This is a genomic window from Sulfitobacter sp. LC.270.F.C4 (genome assembly GCF_032922545.1).
GTDB lineage: Bacteria > Pseudomonadota > Alphaproteobacteria > Rhodobacterales > Rhodobacteraceae > Sulfitobacter > Sulfitobacter profundi.
Window position 1 is genome coordinate 1,242,256 of sequence record NZ_CP136692.1, and the last position, 19,392, is coordinate 1,261,647.

Annotated in this window: 17 protein-coding genes and 2 tRNA genes; 14 read left to right on the forward strand and 5 right to left on the reverse strand. The window is 59.8% G+C overall.

Translation table 11 applies throughout. From position 1 onward, the window contains the following. The first annotated feature begins 806 nt into the window (after nucleotides 1-806). The 5 genes from R1T45_RS09960 to tnpC all read left to right on the forward strand — a co-directional run bounded on the left by R1T45_RS09960 (nucleotide 807) and on the right by tnpC (nucleotide 5,688). Nucleotides 807-1,751 (forward strand): hypothetical protein, encoded by a 945-nt coding sequence (locus R1T45_RS09960; RefSeq protein WP_317390734.1) that lies wholly within the window; start codon nucleotides 807-809, stop codon nucleotides 1,749-1,751. Between the two features lie 125 nt (nucleotides 1,752-1,876). Beyond that, entirely contained in the window at nucleotides 1,877-2,914 is a 1,038-nt protein-coding gene (locus R1T45_RS09965) for a DNA-binding protein (protein WP_317390735.1), read from the forward strand. A gap of 430 nt (nucleotides 2,915-3,344) precedes the next feature. Continuing rightward, the gene (gene tnpA, locus R1T45_RS09970) at nucleotides 3,345-3,740 is read left to right on the forward strand and encodes an IS66-like element accessory protein TnpA (RefSeq protein WP_243262504.1); all 396 of its coding nucleotides are present in this window, start codon (nucleotides 3,345-3,347) and stop codon (nucleotides 3,738-3,740) included. Beyond that, nucleotides 3,737-4,084, forward strand: a complete 348-nt coding sequence (gene tnpB / locus R1T45_RS09975; RefSeq protein ID WP_317388855.1) for an IS66 family insertion sequence element accessory protein TnpB — start codon at nucleotides 3,737-3,739, stop codon at nucleotides 4,082-4,084. Before tnpA ends, tnpB begins: the two co-directional genes overlap by 4 nt. Before the next feature lie 65 nt (nucleotides 4,085-4,149). After that, the gene (tnpC, locus tag R1T45_RS09980) at nucleotides 4,150-5,688 is read left to right on the forward strand and encodes an IS66 family transposase (RefSeq protein ID WP_411041352.1); all 1,539 of its coding nucleotides are present in this window, start codon (nucleotides 4,150-4,152) and stop codon (nucleotides 5,686-5,688) included. On the opposite strand, the gene R1T45_RS09985 is transcribed toward tnpC, so the two are convergent. Further along, complete coding sequence (locus R1T45_RS09985) at nucleotides 5,685-7,280, reverse strand: plasmid recombination protein (RefSeq protein ID WP_317390736.1); 1,596 nt, start codon at nucleotides 7,278-7,280, stop codon at nucleotides 5,685-5,687. The two genes, tnpC and R1T45_RS09985, sit on opposite strands and share 4 nt — an antisense overlap. Nucleotides 7,281-8,827: 1,547 nt before the next feature. Between R1T45_RS09985 and R1T45_RS09990 the strand changes: the two genes are divergently transcribed. Together R1T45_RS09990 and R1T45_RS09995 are read left to right on the forward strand one after the other, a co-directional pair. Continuing rightward, nucleotides 8,828-9,151: a hypothetical protein gene (locus tag R1T45_RS09990; protein WP_317390737.1), complete on the forward strand. Its 324-nt coding sequence runs from the start codon at nucleotides 8,828-8,830 to the stop codon at nucleotides 9,149-9,151. Continuing rightward, nucleotides 9,138-10,256: a tyrosine-type recombinase/integrase gene (locus tag R1T45_RS09995; RefSeq protein ID WP_317390738.1), complete on the forward strand. Its 1,119-nt coding sequence runs from the start codon at nucleotides 9,138-9,140 to the stop codon at nucleotides 10,254-10,256. Before R1T45_RS09990 ends, R1T45_RS09995 begins: the two co-directional genes overlap by 14 nt. A 41-nt stretch (nucleotides 10,257-10,297) precedes the next feature. Here R1T45_RS09995 and R1T45_RS21005 read toward each other — a convergent pair whose 3' ends face one another. The 3 genes from R1T45_RS21005 to R1T45_RS10000 form a co-directional block, all read right to left on the reverse strand. Further along, on the reverse strand, nucleotides 10,298-10,594 hold the full coding sequence (locus tag R1T45_RS21005) for a DUF6946 family protein (protein ID WP_411041392.1): 297 nt from the start codon (nucleotides 10,592-10,594) through the stop codon (nucleotides 10,298-10,300). 187 nt (nucleotides 10,595-10,781) lie between these two features. Further along, on the reverse strand, nucleotides 10,782-10,874 hold the full coding sequence (locus R1T45_RS21010; RefSeq protein ID WP_411041395.1) for a hypothetical protein: 93 nt from the start codon (nucleotides 10,872-10,874) through the stop codon (nucleotides 10,782-10,784). Between the two features lie 187 nt (nucleotides 10,875-11,061). Beyond that, nucleotides 11,062-11,135 (reverse strand) — tRNA-Cys (locus R1T45_RS10000). Nucleotides 11,136-11,278: 143 nt separating this feature from the next. Between R1T45_RS10000 and R1T45_RS10005 the strand changes: the two genes are divergently transcribed. The 6 genes from R1T45_RS10005 to R1T45_RS10030 all read left to right on the forward strand — a co-directional run bounded on the left by R1T45_RS10005 (nucleotide 11,279) and on the right by R1T45_RS10030 (nucleotide 18,188). After that, complete coding sequence (locus R1T45_RS10005; protein WP_067935417.1) at nucleotides 11,279-11,932, forward strand: protein-L-isoaspartate O-methyltransferase family protein; 654 nt, start codon at nucleotides 11,279-11,281, stop codon at nucleotides 11,930-11,932. Nucleotides 11,933-12,055: 123 nt separating this feature from the next. After that, entirely contained in the window at nucleotides 12,056-13,492 is a 1,437-nt protein-coding gene (locus R1T45_RS10010; RefSeq protein ID WP_317390739.1) for a TolC family outer membrane protein, read from the forward strand. Nucleotides 13,493-13,586: 94 nt separating this feature from the next. Next, nucleotides 13,587-14,792 carry a hypothetical protein gene (locus R1T45_RS10015; protein WP_317390740.1) on the forward strand — a complete coding sequence of 402 codons (1,206 nt, stop codon included), beginning with the start codon at nucleotides 13,587-13,589 and terminating at the stop codon, nucleotides 14,790-14,792. Nucleotides 14,793-14,914: 122 nt separating this feature from the next. Further along, the gene (locus R1T45_RS10020) at nucleotides 14,915-15,373 is read left to right on the forward strand and encodes a (2Fe-2S)-binding protein (protein ID WP_067935422.1); all 459 of its coding nucleotides are present in this window, start codon (nucleotides 14,915-14,917) and stop codon (nucleotides 15,371-15,373) included. 2 nt (nucleotides 15,374-15,375) lie between these two features. Next, nucleotides 15,376-17,616 carry a xanthine dehydrogenase family protein molybdopterin-binding subunit gene (locus R1T45_RS10025; protein ID WP_317390741.1) on the forward strand — a complete coding sequence of 747 codons (2,241 nt, stop codon included), beginning with the start codon at nucleotides 15,376-15,378 and terminating at the stop codon, nucleotides 17,614-17,616. Beyond that, nucleotides 17,613-18,188 (forward strand): hypothetical protein, encoded by a 576-nt coding sequence (locus tag R1T45_RS10030; RefSeq protein WP_317390742.1) that lies wholly within the window; start codon nucleotides 17,613-17,615, stop codon nucleotides 18,186-18,188. Before R1T45_RS10025 ends, R1T45_RS10030 begins: the two co-directional genes overlap by 4 nt. A gap of 3 nt (nucleotides 18,189-18,191) precedes the next feature. Here the strand turns inward: R1T45_RS10030 and R1T45_RS10035 are convergent, their stop codons facing one another. Then, entirely contained in the window at nucleotides 18,192-19,127 is a 936-nt protein-coding gene (locus tag R1T45_RS10035) for a YihY/virulence factor BrkB family protein (RefSeq protein WP_260009924.1), read from the reverse strand. A gap of 168 nt (nucleotides 19,128-19,295) precedes the next feature. Here R1T45_RS10035 and R1T45_RS10040 point away from each other — a divergent pair. After that, nucleotides 19,296-19,369: transfer RNA gene (locus tag R1T45_RS10040), tRNA-Gly, on the forward strand. Nucleotides 19,370-19,392 lie beyond the last annotated feature (23 nt).

A 19,392-nucleotide genomic window follows, 5' to 3' on the forward strand; every position in this document is an offset into this window, starting at 1 on the left:
TCCCAAAGACCATGCTACCTAAGGTGCAGCTTCGTCCACACCACAGACCTCGACCTGCCAGTCAATACTGTGAGTTGCGACGAAAGTCTGCTTCGGTGAACTGCGGTGCGGCATCTGTCGGTGTACCAAACGTCCGGTTTGGGGCCGTTTGCGGCCTTGGGCATGAAGGGATGGGTGCGTCGTTTCTCTGCCAGAGCCGTTTCCTGCAGGGTATCCCTGAAGCAGGTTGCAATGTGCACAAGAATCGGAACGATGTTTGTTCCCTGTGAACAATGTTCGGTGACGTGAGACGAGCCGTCCTATGGGACCGCTCGGACACTGAGGGGGAAATCATGTGTTGTTACCGTGCATTGAGGCAAAAGAAGGTCACTGCCACGCCATGAAACAGAAAAGCGACAAGGATGTCGTTCTCGTCAAGAGCACGGTCTACATCATATTCGAGCGACAACAGTGCTGACTTTTAACCTGCAGAGTTTGACTTTCTATTGGGTTCTATAATCTTCTAACTATTCTTCATATTCAGTACTGTATTTAGCAAAACTTTTCAGTGGCTTGTCGCTCCAGCCGTAGTGGTGCGGCGGATTTTGCAGCAGGTTTTGGCGGATCATAGGCCTTAAATAGCTTACGTCCGCGCCGTTTAAGCGGACTTGTTGGTGGAAAAAGCGGGAGGCATGTGTGCGGAAACGGGAGGCTTATCTGCAGGGACGGGAGGCTTATCTGCGCAGACGGGGGGAAAAGAGTTTTGAGCGCAGTAAGAACGGAACCATTTCTCTGTTCTAAGCCCAACTTTCAATTAGGAGATAGTCTTGACCGCCAAAAATACAAAGCCATACGCGTTCTCTAATACCTTGCCCAATGCTGCGAACCTGCCCGAAAAACTGTTGAACTACGTTGCGTTGCACTGCCCGCTGTCCCCGCGAACCATGCGCCTTCTCTATGGCCTGATACTGTACGCAATCAGTGCGGGCTATAGCGATGCGGAAAAGTTCGTGCAGGATGCTGCCAAGAACAAGTCAGTTAAAATTCGGTGCGCTTTTCTGACAGAGTTTATTGGTACTGACGGTGTGCGTGACAATCGCTGGCTCGCAAAGGCCGTAGAAGAACTAACGCAATGCGAGGGTCTTTTCCAAGAGATCCGAATTGAAAACTCGACCACTCTGGTCTTCCGAACTGCTCGGAGCTTCTCTGACGCTATCGCTATGTCAAAGGCCGAAAAAGAAAAACCGCAGTTTGCGAGGGTGGCACCGGCGGATTTTCAGTTTTCTTCAGGCTATCGGGTGCAGGCAAATCTACTGATGCGCCTTCATGTGAATAAGAAGTACCCTATGTTTCGATTGCCTTATATTGCGGAAAACACTGCTGAGGCTGCAGTACGTGAATTTCGGGACATGCTGAAATGCTCGGAAAAACTACAACCCATAGAAGAGGCGATTGAACAAGAGGAGGGTCGCCGCGACAGGCTTCGAATTGTTGAATGGTCCAAGTCCAGGAACGCTTGGTTGAAGGTGCTTGAAGAAATCTCAAGAAGCTGGGACGTGTCGATGTTGGTGATGCCGAGATATCATCCAATATTCGATCATGTGGCGTCAGTTTCAGTCAAGCTTCAGCATGCGGATACACAGTGGTCTGCAGGGGCGCTATATTGTGCGCGTCCGGGTGTTCGGAAGGTCTACGAAATCACTCCGAGAGGCCGAGCCTCTCTCCTTCGCAATAAATGGAAAAGAAAACACGCTCAGGTGCAGATTTATTGATTGCTCGTTTTTCCCTGACTGGAAATGACCCCATCTCCTTAATGCTACCCGCTAACGAGTAGCCCTCGCCGCTACAAGCACGACGATATTCGTCCGGCTCTTACTCAAATGGAGAATTTGCAAGAATGACTGACCAACACCCGAACGCCGCAATCCAAGACCTTACAGTGGATATGAGCGCCTTGCCCGAGGAGAGAATTGCGGCAGTAGTCGATTATTTCTTGAAACAGGGAAAGCCGCCGACAACAAGGCAGGTGACAACGCTGGCTGGTGTATCGAACAGTGGCCTTAAGGGTAAATTGCCAAGGATCGTCGAGGCCGTACGCGAGGAGCATAGGGCCCGTGCTGCGATACCTGATGCACCTGCAGCAGTCTCGGAGGGGTTCGCGCGCCTTTGGCATGCTGCCTTTCAAGCGGCCGACGCTTCGTTTGATGCGCATCGAGAGGACCTTTCAAGGAAGTTGATGGAAGCTAAAGCCGAAGCCGAAGGTAACTTCGATGCGCTTTGTCAAATGGAAGGGGAACGGGACCATGCGCTGTCGGAGCTTAAGGCGGTCGCTGATATAAACGGGGCAACGCAGGCCGAATTCGATGAGGTCAAAGCAAAACTGGCCGAAACGGAGGTCAAGCTGTCGACTGCGCAGGCCCGGCTCGAAGAGCGGGAGAGTATGCTTCATAAACAGCTTCGAGACGCTAAGTGGGAAGTGAAGACGTCGGCTGAGCGGAATGCTGACCTCGAGACGGCTGTCAAGACTGCGGAAAATGACCGTAAGAAAGTCGCCGCCGGTTTGGACACAGTGAAGGCGGAGCTGTCCATTTCGCGGGCGAAATTGGACGAAGCCCAACAGCAGGTGGAGGAGTTGTCGAAGACGGCGAGTGATGTTGCTTCGCTTACGTTTGAACTCGATCGTGTGGTCCAGGAGCTTGCAACGGAGCGTGCTAATGCGGCCGCTCATGAACGGACGCTGCTTCGGACTGAAGCTCGCCTTGAAGAAAGTCAGAGGGTAATTGATCAACTGGGGGTCACCGGAAAGGCGTCCCGGCCGAAAGGAGCCAAGGCGAAGGCTCCATCGGGGCAGGAGGATGAGGGTGATGGTGATACTACTTTGGAGTTGCCGTTCAACGCAGCTATGGATGACGGCGCTCAAGCGCAGTCCATGTAATCAGGGGACCGGCGGGCAGTTATGATAGGGTCGGGGTGGTATGCACCCTGGCCCGATTGTCATTTCTCCGATTGCTTTCGGATTAAGCGCGAACGAGCTGGCGCTCACGCGTTGCACGCCTGAGCACTTGAAACGGACGATCGTCCTGATCAATGTGCAAGGCTGCCCTTGCTGGATCCGTGCCCGCTGATGGATCATGGCGTCCGGTCGCGAGGTCTACACCACGCCGCGCTGCCTCTTTCTCCAGAAGGCGGATGCCCCGAACGAAGTCCGCGGGCGCGTCGTCAAGCAGTGATGATGCGCTCTCGGTTGCGCAATAGTGCTGCCGCAGGCTCCGGTTCGTGGTATCCGTCCGGTGTCCCTGCTCTGACCGCGCGATAAAGTGTCTGGTAGATGTCCACTATCGATGGTGTACATCTTGAGGTGAGCGATGGCGGGTAAGAAGGGTCAGAAGAAGCGGGTCTGGTCGGATGATGAAAAGCGGTCGATCTGCGCGCAGGCGCGGGTGACCGGGGTTTCTGTTGCGCAGGTTGCGCGTCGCTACGCAATGAACACCAACCTGATCCATACGTGGCTTCGCGATCCACGGTTTACATCGGAAGGTCAAACCGCGGAGTTGCCCGAGCCCGAGGAGGCAGTGTTTCTCCCAATTGAGGTCTCGGGCGTGACGTCAGCGCCAGCGCCACACATTCCGCGCTCTTCCCCAACAGGTCCCGCCACCGCGCAGCGCGTGGATATCACGTTGTCAAATGGTCGGCGCATTCTGGTGGAGGGACCAACCGCGCTGTCGGCGATTGTGGCGATGGTCGAGGGACTGACGCAATGATCCCGGTGCCGAGCAACACGCGGGTATGGCTGGCTGCCGGCGTGACGGACATGCGGCGTGGCTTCAACACGCTGGCGGCACAGGCCGAACAGGTTTTGGCCGCAGATCCGTATTCCGGTCACATGTTCGTCTTCCGGGGTCGCCGGGGTGACCTTTTGAAGATCATCTGGTGGGATAGCCAGGGAGCCTGCCTGTTTACCAAACGCTTGGAACGGGGTCGTTTTGTCTGGCCCGCAGCCAAAGAGGGCAAGGTCAGCCTGAGCCCCTCACAGCTGTCGATGCTGCTCGAAGGGATCGACTGGCGGACGCCGCAGAAGACTTGGCGACCGCTGGTTGCTGGATAGGGTAAAACTCAGCAAAACATAGGGTTTGGCGCTGTTTTGCATTCCCTCCCATAGGGCGGTCTGGTATGGATTACACCATGCTGGACGCCTTCAAATCCTTGCCAAAAGATCCTGACGAGCTGCGCTCTGTCAGCGCGCAAATGCTCCAGCATATCCAGTCTCAGGCCTACCAGATCGAGAAGCTGAAGGCAGAGCTTCATGGTCACCGCAAGGCGCGCTTCGGTTCGAAGTCAGAGGGTATGGATCAACTGGCTCTCGATTTGCTGGAAGACGAAGAGATCGCGCAGGCCGCAGAGGATCACCACACCGAGCAGCCGCCCATTGATGAAGAGACCCCAACCAACAAGCGCCAGCACAGCCGCAAGCCACTACCCAACCACCTGGATCGGGAAGATGAGGTTCTGTCGCCGGGCGAGGCATGCCACGACTGCGGCGGTGCCCTGCGCCAAGTGGGCGAGGACGTGACCGAAGAGCTGGATTATATCCCCGGCCGCTTCATGGTGCGCCGATTTATCCGTCCGCGTATGGCCTGCACCTGCTGTGAAGCCTTCGCCCAGGCCCCGTTGCCGTCCCGCCTGATCGAACGTGGGCGACCCGGACCCGGCCTTGTGTCGCACATGCTGGTCGGCAAATTTTGCAATCATCTGCCGCTTGAGCGGCAGTCCAAGATATACGCTCGCGAAGGGGTCGATCTACATCGCTCCACACTAAGCGACTGGGTCGGGCGTACCACAGCTCTGCTGGAACCCTTGGCGGAACACATTGGCAAGTTGGTCCGGGCTGGGCCAGCCCTGTTTGCGGACGATACCCCCGTTAAACTGCAGGTGCGCGCAAACACGACAAAGACCAAAACCGCCCGGCTCTGGAGTTATGTTCGGGATGAACGACCGTGGTGCGGAGTAGCGCCGCCCTGCGCTTGGTATCAGTTCAGCGTCGATCGGAAGGGCGAGCACCCCGTCAATCACCTTACCGGGTATACCGGCACGGTACATGCTGATGGCTTCGCCGGCTTCAATGGTCTGTTTGGCAAGGACAAAGCTGACGAACAGGCTTGCATGGTCCATGTGCGCCGCAAGTTCGTCGACGAGGCCGAGCGCACTGGCTCTCCCATTGCCCAACAGGCAATCAAGCAGATTGCACAGCTTTACGCTGTCGAGAAGGAGGCCCGAAGGAAAACGCCGGAAGAGCGCGTCGCCCTGCGGCAGGCCAAGGCCAAGCCTGTCTTCGACAACCTGGAGCTTTGGCTGCAGGCTCAGCTGCGCAAGATCTCTGGCAAAACCAAGCTGGCCGAAGCCATTCGGTATGCCCTGAACCGCATGCCCAAAGCCCGCAGCTACCTGACCGACGGGCACCTCGAGCTGGACAACAACACTTGCGAGAGGACAATGCGACCCGTTGCATTGGGAAGAAAAAACTACTTGTTCATGGGGTCTATTGGGGGCGGAAGCGCCGCCGCAATCGCCTATACGCTCATGGAAACCTGTAAGCTGAACAGCGTCGATCCCGAGGCATGGCTCACATGGGTCCTCCAACGTTTACCAGATCACAAGATCAATCGCATCGACGAACTCATGCCCTGGAATTGGCAGCCCGAAAAAGCCTAAAACCGCGGCGACACCGGACGCTTACGGTTCGTGAGCTTCGCGAGGCGGTCGTCTTGGGCGGCGCATTCCTCTTTTGAGCGCAGGGCTGTTGCGACAAACACGTCGGGTAATTCGCGCAACCGCTCAGATTGCTCCGCTTCGCTCGGGGCACGCCAGAGGCCTGAGGCAACCTGGCGTGCAATGTCCGACATGGTGAGTTCCTTGGGTTCACGTTGCTCCAGTTCGGCTCGCTCGTGCTCGACACCGGCAGCGGCAGTGAGCACCCGCGTCTCAGCGTCGCGCACGGCAGCCTCTCGGAGCAGAATATCTTCATCACGTCGCGTGGCCGCCGCATCACGGGCTGCAAAGGTCGCCAAAATTCTGCTTTGCAACCCACCCGTAAGTTCAGCAACCCGCTTCGCAAAGATGGTGACCCCCGCGACAGCAGGCCGAATGGCTTTAAGAAGATCCTGCCCCTTCTCATGCGGCAGCACTTTAGCTGCCTTGACGCCGTCCATGTCTTCAGTTTGGCCAGGGGCGTATAGGAGTTCCTCGGCCATCACGGCCTCGAACCCGGTCTTCAATGCCGCGGCTTCGGCCAGTCTTGTCTTGGCAGCCTCGGCGTGCTGCACTGCCTTGGCCTCGGCTTTTGCCGCTGCCGCCTGGCTTTGCTCCGCGCGCCGGGTTGCAGCCTTTGCTGCGCGAAGCTCGGTCCGCAGTTGTTGGGTTGCGGCTTTTTGCTGGTCCAGTTCCGCCCCTTGTTCCTGACGCCATTCCTGGGTGCCGCGGTGTACAGGCGTGGGTTCAGGGCGTTCGCCAAGGAAACGGTCCAAACGTTGTCGCTCTGCGTGTCTTTCGCCGCGAACCAAACCCAGGCCCTTGAAACGCCGAGCCATGCTGTCTTGGAAGGTCTCATATCCTTTGACAAGGTCTTCTTGAAGCTCGAGGCGCTTGGTTCGTCGATCCTGGCCTTTCAGAGGGGCTCCGGAAGCATCAAGAAGATCTTCATCCGGCACGTCTGGGATAAAGAATTCCCGATGAGCGCGGTGGTTCACTTCTTCTTGGCGGCCGCGTCTTTTCGAGCGTTTTGCAACAAGCGGTAGTACCGCGGCCGTCAAGTGCGGGGTCTCTTCGTCGAGTTCGAGCAGCAGGCTCACGAGGCCACGTCCAAATTTCTCCTTTAGTACCTTGTGTGTACGCTTGGCGAAGGCCTCTACGCGCTCTCGGTCCCACTGGCCTGGCCCTTCGCCGTTGGGCCGGAAATAATCCGGTGAAGCGGTTATCAGTATTTCGGTCCATGGCTTCTGATTGAGATGATGATAGGGGACTTTGGGGCCTACACCTGCGCGTTTCTCGGCTGCTTTCTTACCACGCGATTTCCTCAGGGCAGGCAATTCATTCGCCAGGTTTTTCGCGGCGATCTTGGCGTATGCGGCGTGGACGTCTTGGGAAAAGTTGCCTGTCCCCACGATGGCGCGGTTGAGCTGTGTCCGATTGGGATCGATGTGGCTGAGCTCGCCGCCCGTTCGCAGCAGATGATGCGTAAGCTTCTCCAACTCTTCAAGCGTCCGCCGCATGACGCGGGTGATCAGTCTATTCGCGGATTGTGTCATTATCGTTCTCCGTTTTGGTGACGGAGGGGAGATGGAGCCCACGAAAGGATTTCGCGGGAATGGTAACTCACTACGGGGGGTGCGAAATGGCCAGGCCTTTCCCCGGGGCTCCGCCCCTTCACCCCCCCGTTCGCCTTGCCGGGGGCTCGCTCGCCGCGTGGCGTCTCCGACGGCTTGGGGGGAGCGTCGTTCCGCACTCCTCCCCCCAAGGCCCCCCACCTGCTCGCTTTTCCGCCGCCAGCCAATGGGTTTGCTACATTCCCCTTGGACCCTTGGCATCGAGAGGACGATGGCAAGGACGCTGGCCAAACACTCTTTTGTGACTGAGCCGTGCCCCAGTCATGAAGTTCGACCCATGCGGGTTCGCTGGTGCTGGACCACCCGTCTCATTCCGTGCCCTCCTCGTGAGACACGGAATGAGACGGGTGGCCCGCGCGCTTGAAAGACTTGACCGGGCACGAATGCCCGGCGCTGAAGCCAGGAATATCTGATATGTCGTCAAATCACCGTACTACTGCCAACAAGGTAGCAAGTAATGCTACACCTGCTACGAGTGCATCAGTAGCGCCCTTTGCTACAAATGCTACATTTGGCGTTTCGGCCGACCGAATTTTCCCATCGAGTGAGAGCCATTTGGCGCCTGCCGAACGACGTCCAGGTCCGGACTTCAATACAGAGTTGCACCGCTACTGGTTTGCTTACCGAGAAGAACTGACCCGAGTGCTCGTGCTACTGCACGGGGAGCTCGGCAGTTCCGTCGCGTGGGCAATGGAAATCTCTTTGGCTCGGTTTCCGCAGCCACCATCTGCAACCATTTCGCTGGGTGAGAAAATGCTAAAAATGCTGATCCTCGATGACTTGCCCGACGGGTACGGCGCCTCGCCTTGCTCAAAGGAGGCGGAAGGTCATAATAGTCTGGGGGCAAGAGCGCAGCGCCTCCGGGACAGTCTCGAGGGGGTCTTGTCCGTTTTTCGCCGTCCCATCGAGATGGAATAAAACCGCTCTTTTTCTGACGCTTTGCGGAGGCGCACTTTCAAAAAGACGAAGCGCCTCCGTATTCGACGCGGATGTTCGCATTGACGCTCAGGCACTTGTCAAGTGCGTGCGCGAGCATAGCGAGAAGAGCAGTGAACCCTCGGATCAAGCCTTTAGCTATCTTCGCGTAGACACAGGCAGGCAAGCATCGCCGGCATTTGCGCTCAGAGCCACCGCATTAAACAAACCACACACGCATTTTGAGAGGCCTGTCTATGAGTTTCTGAACGGTGTCGGGAACTCGTTGCAGAGGGCTACCAACGGAATTCGCAGCGCTCTGCGCTGGCATGCCGCGCTTCTCGTGGGGGTGGACTGCAATTCTCTCGGATCAACCTGAATATATGCCCGGCGGTACACCAGACCGTTTTGTGTAAAATATCATTAAAATTCCGCGGTTTGTGGTTTTTTTCCAGAGATTGCTTCCGCCGTGAGGAAATCGAACCGCCTTTCTGGTTATAACCAGTTTGGTTCAAAGCCTTCCCCGAACCACGCTCCCAAATAACGGACTGACTATGACGACGAATGCATCACTTGCATCCAGCGGTCGCCAAAGGCGTGACATTGCTGTGCAATCTCTTCTTGCTGAGATTACTCTTTTGAGCGCGGAAGAACTCGCTTTAGCCCAGGGCTTCGCGGGCGTGAACGAATCCTTCCGAGCGTATTTGAAGAACGTCGGCATTTCGCCCGTTCCGCACCGTCGTGGGTATTTCGACCCGCAGCATGTGCGCGCTCGTCTAAACAGCGTCCAAGGTCTGTCCGACGCCGGCGTCGCCGCGGTAGAGACCCAGCCGGTCAGCTTGGTCGAGCAACGGAGGGCGCGTCGTGGCCAAAAGTAAATCAAAGCCCCTGCAAGGTGTGCATCGCGTAAAAAAGCGCCTTTCGGGCGGTGTCATAAAAAAGTACCACTACGCTTTTCGCGGCGGCCCAAAGTTCTGGTCTTCGGACTGTAGTTTCGAAGAGGGATCCACGGAATATGCCTTGGCCTACGCGGCGATCCTGCGCCAGCATAAGCCGTCTGTGTCAACCGCGGGCAGGAAAATCACCCGGTCAGTTATCGATCGTTACCGGCGGTCCGCGCACTTCGTCAATCTAAGCGAGCGAACACGGAGCGACTACGGCAAATACCTGACATCGTTTGACGAGGCGTTCGGCGATGATCCGATCAAGATGTTCGAGGAAAAGGAGGCCGTCGCGGAAATTCGCGAATGGAAGGACCGCTGGGCCCACTCGCCAAAACAGTACGATTACGCGACAAGCGTCGTCACCCGCTTTTTGAATTGGGCAATGAATGATGACGCTTCGATACTCGTGCACCATCACGCGAACATCGCGCGCCTATATCGATCGGATCGGTCTGACATCGTGTGGCTTCCAGAGGAACTCCGAGCCTTACGAGCAGTTGCGAATGACCGAGAGAAGCGTGTGCTTATCGCCGCTTCCGAAGGCGGTCTAACCCCTCAGGACATCGGTATTTTGAGGAATGAGCACGTGCAAAAGACCCCTAATGGAAGGCGCCTCTTCTTCCGCAGGACCAAAAGCGGCAAGCCTGTCAGTATTCCGGTGACCCCGGCTTTGTCGACTCTAATCGAAACGACGCCTGCCGGGCAGGAATATCTCGTCGTTTCGCTGGAAGGCCACATGCTGACACCCGAGCGAGCCTCAGGCATTATTCGGGATCTCAAGAAGCGCGCGAATGCAGCGGCTGCCAAGGATTCCAGCCTTATGCATATTCGCGATGAACTTCGCCTCTATGATATGCGCGGCACAGCGGCGACGGAACTGCTTCGGGCAGGCTGCAGCCTAAACGAGATCGCTGTCACGATGGGTTGGGGGCTGCGACACGCGGCCAACATCATCGAGAAATACGCAGCGGTGGTCCCAGAGGTCGCAGACGAGGTTCTCAAAAAGCTCGACGAGTTCCGCAAAAATCGCTCCGAATAAGCGCCGTTGATCTCACGCGACGTTGCGAAAAATACCGTTCATCATCTGTCGCCCAGGCAAGTATCAACGACTTCTTCCGCGGGAGCCATGATCTGTCTGGCCGTATTGCGTTCTGGAATGGCTTCAAAGAAGTTTGCGAAGTCTTCGAACCAGCGGAGTTCCCGCAGGACCGACTGGACGATTATCGCCATAGCGTCAGTTCGGAAGCAGTGTGCTTCAATCAAAGCTGCGCCCGTGCGGCTGGTCGGCAGGTGCCCCGGTGGGGCACGGCACAGCCCAGGAGGTCGCAATGCGCGCCCAGCAGCTGTAGTTTCTCTTCGAAGGCTTTGCGTAGCCATTTATCCAAGGTCGGGACAAAAGTTTCGGCGACCTTGGGCCCCAACACCATGGAGATCCCGATGCGTCGCCCCTTAGGTCAGTGCAAAGAGGTCTCACTGACCCGCGGCTCCATGGCGGGGCAGGGGCACTTGATGCTCAGATAACGCCAGCAGCTACTCTGCACCCTGCCTGAACTGTGATAAGATATCAGTCGGGTAAACCGTTCGCCGCTTCCAAAAATCGCACGCCCGCCATGGCCGAAACTCCTTGAAACCACTGCTTGGCTGGGTTTGCCAGCAGCGCACGCCATTCGCCGGTTTAGTAAGCAGTGATGAGATTTGGGACATGGTTAACGTTCACCCTGAAGACCTTTTTCGGGCACGTACGAACGCTACCTTCGGTGGCGGTTTGTAAACTGAGGTGTAAACCGAGCGATTTTTACTCATCCGAATGGAGTTAAAAGGCCTTAAACTCGAGAAAAATAAGGTGGAGGCGAGTACCGGAATCGAACCGGTGTGGACGGATTTGCAATCCGCTGCGTAACCACTCCGCCAACTCGCCGACCGGTGGTTGGCGCACTGCTAACGGATCACGAGGAAGGCCGCAAGACCCATATGCGTGTGAAAATGCGGTCAGGGCGTTGCCGCTGGCCCGGCAATGTGGCACATCACTCTTCAGACACCCTGAACGAATGAGTTTAGCTGATGAGTGATTTCGCCGCCCGCCGCGTAACCATGGTAGATACGCAGGTCCGCCCTTCGGATGTGACCAAGTTTCCAATCATCGACGCGATGTTGACCGTGCAGCGCGAAGACTTCGTGCCAGCCGCGCAGCGCGAGGCCGCCTATCTGGGTGAGAACCTCGATCTCGGTCAGGACCGGGTGCTGCTTGATCCGCGAACATTGGCCAAGATGCTCGATCACCTCGACATCACGAACGACGAACTGGTGCTCGATATCGGCTGCGCCATGGGCTACTCCAGCGCCGTGATCGCCCATATGGCCGAGGCCGTCGTCGCCGTCGAAGAAGATGAGGCGATGGCCGCCGAGGCGCAGGAGGCGCTTGCGCAGGCCGGAGCGGACAATGTGATCGTGCATGTCGCCCCGCTGACCGAAGGCGCGCCGCAGCATGGTCCCTATGACGTTGTGATCATTCAAGGGGCGGTGGGCGACGTGCCCGAAGCCTTGTTGGAGCAGGTGAAAGAGGGCGGGCGTATTGCTTGTCTCTTTATGGATCGGGGTCTGGGCGAAGTACGCGTGGGCTATAAACGCGGTGGTCAGGTGTCCTGGCGGCCCGAATTTAACGCCGGTGCGCCGGTGCTGCGTGGCTTTGAACGTCAGGCAGAATTCCAGCTGTAAGCGGGATGATGGCGCGCTGATCCGGATCGCGCGCCGCATCGCTTTCAGGGTAGGGGCACCCGTCCCGATCGGCCCATGGGCCGGTCTAAAAGGTCTAAAAAAGCCATTCAGGGGCATTGAGCCATGAGCGCAAGTAGTTTCACGAAATCCCTTAAACGTTTTGCCATCGCAGTGCCGGTGAGCCTTGTTTTGGCGAGCGGCGCTGCCCTGCCGCGGCTGGCCTCGGCGGAAACATTGGCCGACGCGCTGGTGGGGGCCTATGAGCATTCAGGTCTGCTTAACCAGAACCGCGCGCTGCTGCGCGCCGCCGATGAGGATGTGGCCACGGCGAAGTCGGCGCTGAAACCTGTGCTACAGTGGGCGGCGGGGCTTACACAAAGCTTCGGCACCGCGCGCAGCTCTTCGCTGCTGCCGGCCCAGTCGACGGAAAGCCTCCAGGCGTCGATCAGCCTGATTGGTGAGCTGTTGCTCTATGATTTCGGCGCAAGTGCCTATCGGATCGAAGGCGCGAAAGAGACCGTGCTGGCCACCCGTCAGGCCTTGGTGAACCTAGAGCAGCAGGTGCTTTTGCGCGCGGTAGCGGCCTATATGGGCGTGATCGAAGCCTCGGAAACGGTTGAGCTGCGCAACAACAACTTGCGGCTGCTGACCCAAGAACTGCGCGCCGCGCGGGATCGTTTCGACGTGGGCGAGGTTACCCGCACCGATGTGGCCTTGGCCGAAGCGCAGCTTGCCGATGCCCGCAGCGGGCTGGCCGGGGCCGAAGGCACCCTGCTGCGCGCGGTCGAGGAATATCGCAACGCGGTGGGCCATGCGCCCGGCAACCTCAGCCAACCGCCGAGCCTGCCGAATATCGGGGGTGATCTCGCTTCGGCCAAGGCCTTGGCCGTGCGCACCCATCCGTCGATCATCGCCGCACAGCATCAGGTGGCGGCTGCCGATCTTGGCGTCGAAGCCAATGAGGCGGCCATGGCCCCTCGGATCACGTTGAACGGTCAATATGGCCTGAACGAGACCTTCGACAGTGAGGCCTATACCCGCAGCGGCAGCGTCGGGGTGCAGGTTGGGCAGACCATCTATCAGGGCGGGGCGTTGTCCTCGGCCGTGCGCAGTTCGATGGCGCAGCGTGACGCACAGCGCGCGAACCTGCATGTCGTCCGCCATGATGTAGAGCAGGAAGTGGGCAACGCCTATGCCACGCTGGCCTCGGCGCGTGCGCAGTTGGAGGCCTCTGACAGGCAGATTCGTGCGGCGCGTATCGCTTTCCGCGGCATCCGCGAAGAAGCCACCCTCGGCGCGCGCACCACATTGGATGTGCTGGATGCCGAACAATCGCTGCTGGATGCGGAATCGACCCGCGTGTCGGCCCGCGCCAACCTTTATGTGGCGGCCTATTCCGTGCTGGCGGCCACGGGGCGTCTGACCGCGCAGGACTTAAAGCTGCCGGTGCAGATCTATGACGCGGGGGCCTATTACAACCTTGTTAAGGACGCCCCTGCTAAATACTCCAAAGAGGGCCAAGCGCTGGATCGCGTGCTGCGCGCGTTGCAAAAAGACTGACATTCCGCACGGTCGTTTGGCATTTTGCACCGCCCCATTGTGAGAATCCTCCCGCGCGGTTAAGCTATCCGCGAGGCAAGAGTGGTAGAGAAATATGTCCGAACCCGTCACAAACGCGGAGGTGGAAGACGTGCTGTCGTCGATTCGCCGATTGGTGTCTGAAGACAAACGTCCCCTGCAAACGTCCAACCCTACGCCGGTGCCCAGCCCCGTTGAGGCGCCCGGTCCTGTAACTGACGCCGAGGCTCAGGCTGCTGCCCCCCAGCAGCAGGACGAGGGGGCAGAGTTCAAAAGCATGCGCTCGACCGCGGCGGATAAGATCACGTCGGAGGACTTCACCCCGCATCTGTCGCTGCGTGCCACCACTGCCAGCCCAGCACGCCCTGATTCCGATGATGAGACCAGCGAGCTGCCCAAGACCACGCCGCAGCCGCTGAGCCTTACCCAAGCCATGCAGACCGAAGAGGATGACAGTGCCGACGAGACAGAGCGTCCCTTCGTTTCCGCCCGCCATCCTGCCACCCCCCCAGCCGACAAAACGCTAAGCGCGTCGAGCGACCGTTTGGTGCTGACCCCGGCGCTCAGGGTGGCCACCTCGGATGGCAAAGACCGCCCGCAGCCCGCCGCCGTTGATCCCGCCAAGGTCTCGCCTTTGGACTATGACATGCTGCATGACGATCCCAGTGATCTGCATGCCGAAGACTACGGCACCCCCGCTTCTGAACCCGTGTCAGACGCCGCGGCGGAGGTTGAGGCCAAGGCGCGGACCGTCTCCGAGGCGGTGGCCAAGGCCACGGGCGCCAGCCGCAGCGACAAGCTGGCCGCGTTGGAGACAGCCATCGGCAAGATCTCTGACGATTGGGACCCCGACGCCCCCGGCGACAACGACTATTCCGGTACAGAGCCCCCGGCGATGGAGTGGAAAGACGATGCGGAGCTAGAGGCGCCAGAGGCACCGATCGCCGACACGGCAACGGTAGAGGCCGAAAAACCGGCCCCGCGCCGCCCGCAGCCCTCGACACCGCAGGTCGAAGAACAGGTGCGCCGTTTTGCCGACAGCGGCCCGCGTGTCGCCGATCCGGCGGCGACCGCACCGGAATTCGGCTATACCGTCTCTGCGCAAGATGAAGCCGTGGCGGGCGATGACCAGTTCCTTGACGAAGAGGCGCTGCGCGATCTGGTGACAGAGATCGTCCGCGCCGAGTTGCAAGGCGCTTTGGGCGAACGGATCACCCGCAATGTGCGCAAACTGGTGCGCCGCGAGATCCACCGCGCCCTCACGGCACAAGACCTCGAATAGGCCAAGGGGCGGCACCTGCTGGCCATCCCCTGACAAGATGACGCTGCGCGACCCGCCGCGCGCGGCCTTGCGCGATATGCGCCGCCGTTTACATTAAGGCCAACAGGGCGGAAGGATCACCGATGGAATTGACGGTTAACGGCACGGTCCACGAAGTGGACGTGGAAGACGACATGCCGCTCCTGTGGGTCTTGCGCGACGAGTTGGGAATCACCGGGCCGAAATACGGCTGCGGCATCGCGCAATGCGGTGCTTGCACCGTGCACGTCGATGGGCTGGCCGTGCGGTCTTGCCAATTGCGGGCGGCGGATGTGAACGGCAATGTCACCACCATCGAAGGCTTGGGCACGCCGGAAGCGCTGCATGTGGTGCAGGCGGCATGGGTGGAGCATCAGGTCGCGCAATGTGGCTACTGCCAATCCGGACAGATCATGCAAGCAGCCTCGTTTCTTGAGTTGAATCCCGAGCCGACGGACGATCAGATCGACGCCGCGATGAGCGGGAACCTCTGCCGGTGTGGCACCTACCCGCGCATCCGCGCCGCGGTCCACAGCGCCGCCGCGCGTTTGCGGGGGGCCTGAGCATGTCGCGTTTGCGCACCATCACCCGCCGCAGTTTCATCGTCGGTTCTGCGGCTATCGTCGGGGGCGTCGCCTTTGGCACCTATCTTTATAAACGTGACCTGAAGAACCCGCTGCTTGAGGGGCTTGCCCCCGGCGCGGCGGCAATCACGCCGTATGTTAAGATCGATGCGGGCGGTGTCACCTTGATCACCCCGCGCGCCGATGTGGGGCAGGGGGCTTACTCCGTCCAAGCGCATATGATCGCTGAAGAATTGGATGTCGATCTTGACGCGGTGCAGATCACGCCCGGGCCACCTTCGCCGGTTTATTACAATGGTGTCGTAGGGGTTGAGGCGATGCCGATTGCCGCGACCTCAGAGACGCTGCTCGCGCGGACCGGGCGCGGGGCGTCGGATGTGGCGGGGAAACTGCTGGGCCTGCAACTGACCGGCGGCAGCTCTACCGTGCCGGATATGTATGACCGCTTGCGCATGGCCGGGGCTGTGGCACGTGAAACGCTCTTGGCCGCCGCCGTGGCGCAGACAGGTCTAGAGCGGAGCCAGCTTAAGACCGAAGCGGGCGCCGTGGTGCTGCCCGATGGGATGCGCTTGGCCTATCAGGACCTTGCCGCCGCAGCAGCAGAAATTGATCCGGTGACCGAGGTCGCGCTGCGCGATCCCGGCGACTGGCGGCATTTGGGCAAGGCGCAAATGCGCACCGATATCGTGCCGAAATCCACCGGCACCCAGACCTATGGCATCGACATGGCGATGGAAGGGATGCTCCATGCTACGACCCGCACCAACCCGGCGCAGGGCGGAAAGATCATGGGGTTTGATGCGGGCCACGCCGAAAAGATGCGCGGTGTGAAGGCGGTGTTGCCGATCACCGGCGGCGTCGCGGTGGTTGCCGACAATACTTGGCGGGCCTTTCAAGCCGCGCAGGCGGTGGAATGCGATTGGGGGCCGTCGCCCTATACCGGCGATACGGCAGAGCAGTTCAAAGCGGTCGCGGCCTCCTTTACCGAAGACCGCCAAGACAGCCGGTTCCGCGATGACGGCGACGTGCCCGCCGCCCTTGCCGACGGCGATGTGCTGGAGGCCGAGTACCGCATTCCCTACCTCGCCCACGCCCCGCTAGAGCCGATGAGCGTCGTGGTGAAGCTTGAGAAAAGCCGCGTCGACATTTGGACCGGCACGCAGATTCCGCGTTTCATGCAGGCCAATGTCGCCGCGCTAACCGGGATCGACGCCGAGAACGTGCATATCCATGTGCTGATGTCAGGCGGCAGTTTCGGGCGGCGGTTGGAGGATGACTATACCCTGCGCGCCGCCGAAGTGGCGATGCAAATGCCCGGCACGCCGATCAAGATGGTCTGGTCGCGCGAAGAGGATTTCACCCATGACTTCCCCCGCCCGCTGGCTATGGCTCGGGCGCGTGGCAAGGTCTCGGATGGGCAGATCGCGGCCTATGATCTGGCCATCGCGGCACCTTCGACGGCGGAATCGCAAATGGCGCGGTTGAACCAGCCGGTTTTTGGCCCCGACATCGCCATCGTGGCGGGCGCGTGGGATCAGCCCTTCGCGATCCCCGATTACCGCGTCACCGGCCACCGGGTGCCGGCGATGGTGCCGGTCAGTTCGTGGCGGTCGGTCGGGGCGTCGAGCAATGGGTTTCTGCACGAAAGCTTCATGGATGAGATGTGCCATGTCGCAGGCGTCGATCCGTTGGAGGAACGGTTGCGGCTTTGCACCCATGCGCCCTCCCGCGGGGTGTTGGAGGCCGTGGGCGAGATGTCGGATTGGGGCGCGGACCTTGGGCCGGGGCGGGGCCGGGGGCTGGCGTTTTGCCTGTCCTTCGGCGTGCCGGTGGCCGAGGTGGTTGAGGTCAGCCAGACCGATGCGGGTCTCAAGATCGACCGCGTTTTCGTGGCCGCGGAAGTGGGCCGCGTGTTGGACCCGGTGAACTTTGAGGCGCAGCTTTCCGGGGCGGTGATTTGGGGCTTGGGCCATGCGATGAACTGCGAGCTTACCTATCGCGACGGGGTGCCGCAGCAGGATAACTATCACCTCTACGAAGGGCTGCGGCTGTACCAGACGCCCAAGATCGAGGTGCGCGGGCTAGAGAATGGCGGCAAACTGCGCGGCATCGGTGAGCCGGGTGTGCCACCTGCCGCGCCTGCGCTGGCCAATGCGATCTTTGCCGCCACGGGTCAGCGTATTCGTGAACTCCCCCTCTCCAAATCCGTGGATTTCGCATGAAGTACCTCCTGACCTGTGCCGCGCTGATGCTGGCCGCCCCCGCAGTAGCGCAGGATGCGCCAGACCGGGCGGAGGGGCTGGCCGCGTGGGACCGGATTTTTACCGTTACCGCGCATCCGCGCTGCACCAACTGCCATGTGGGCGAAGAGGGGAAGCCGATGTGGCAGGCATTGGGCTATGGGCCAGAGGCGGTGCATGGCATGAACGTGCGCGCGGGCGAGAGCCGGATCGGGGCCGAGAGCATTCCTTGCGACGCCTGCCACGTCACCTCTGCCGCCGCCAATACCGTGCCCCACGCCCCGCCGCATATCGACGATGCATGGCGGCTGCCTCCGGTGGAATTGGCGTGGCTCGGCAAGACCTCGGCAGAGGTCTGCACCCAGTTGCGCGACCCTGAAACCAACGACGGGCATGACATCGCCTCATTGGTCGATCACCTGCAAAACTCGGCTTTCGTGAACTGGGGTTTCGCCCCCGGTGCGGGACGGTCGGTGCCCAAAGGGTCGCTTGATGCGCTGGTGCATGATGTGACGGTCTGGGGCGCTGCGGGCACGCCCTGCGAAGGGGATTGAGGGTTAATCGCTCATCGCGCGGGCCAGTCTGCGAATGCGCAGCGCGCGGTTTAACTCACCGCCAAAGATCAGCACCAGTGCGGCGAGATACATGAAATAGAGCGCCGCGATGATCCCCGCCATGCCCGCGTAATAGCTGGCATAGGTGCCAAAGCTGCGCAGGTAGGACGAAAAGAGCATCGCCAGCAGGGTCCATGCAACGGCGGTTGCCACCACCCCGGGCCAGATGTTGTTAAACTTGGTGCGCCGGGCGGGCAGGATCACATGGGCGGCAAAAAGCGCGACCAACAGGATCGTGGCCGAGGCCGGAAAGCGGACAAGGCCGACAGTCACCGACCCCGGATCAAACCCCGGCATCAGCATATGTAGCCAAGACCCGGCACGCGGGGCCAGCACCAAAAGGTATCCCACGATCACAAGGATCAGGCTTGCCAGCAGCACCATGGCCACCTGCACCGCATAGATCGTGAAGACCGAGCGCGTCTCGCGCAGCCCATAGGCGCGGTTCAGGCCGATGCGGACCCCATCGACCCCGCCCACAGCAAACCAGACGGTCAGCAAGATACCCACGCTCAGCAGATCGCCGCGCGGCACGGTCATGACCTTTTCCACCTCTGACACGATGGGTTCGATCAGGGCAGGGGGGACAATGGCGATCAGGAAGTGGATCAAGTCATCGGCCATCGACCGATCGCCGACAAAGGCGGTGAGCGAACTGGTGAAGATCAGGAACGGAAAAATCGCCAGCAACGCGCGAAAGGCCACGTTTCCGGCCATACCAAAGGCGTCATCGCTCCACAGGCGCAGCACCGCTTCGTACAGAACTGCGCGCGCGACCCGCAGCCCGGTGCCGTGAAACAGGTCCTCGGGGTTCTCGCTGAGAACACCGTGGGTCAACACGACTTCGCGCTTTTGGTCCTGAGCCGATCTGGCGTCCATGCCAATGCCTCGTTTTCATCCCATGAGGCTAAGCTAGTGCCCGATGGCCCGGGCTGCCACCTTGATGACGGGCCACTGGCAAGAGCAGGCTCATGCGATTGATCTTGCCAAAGGGTGATCGCTCCACTTGACGCTCGCAGAGCGATAAAATAGGAGAGAGGCCGTAGCGCGGGCGTTGTGTAATGGTAAGACCTCAGCCTTCCAAGCTGATGATGCGGGTTCGATTCCCGCCGCCCGCTCCACTCTTTCCCCAGACCTGTTTTGA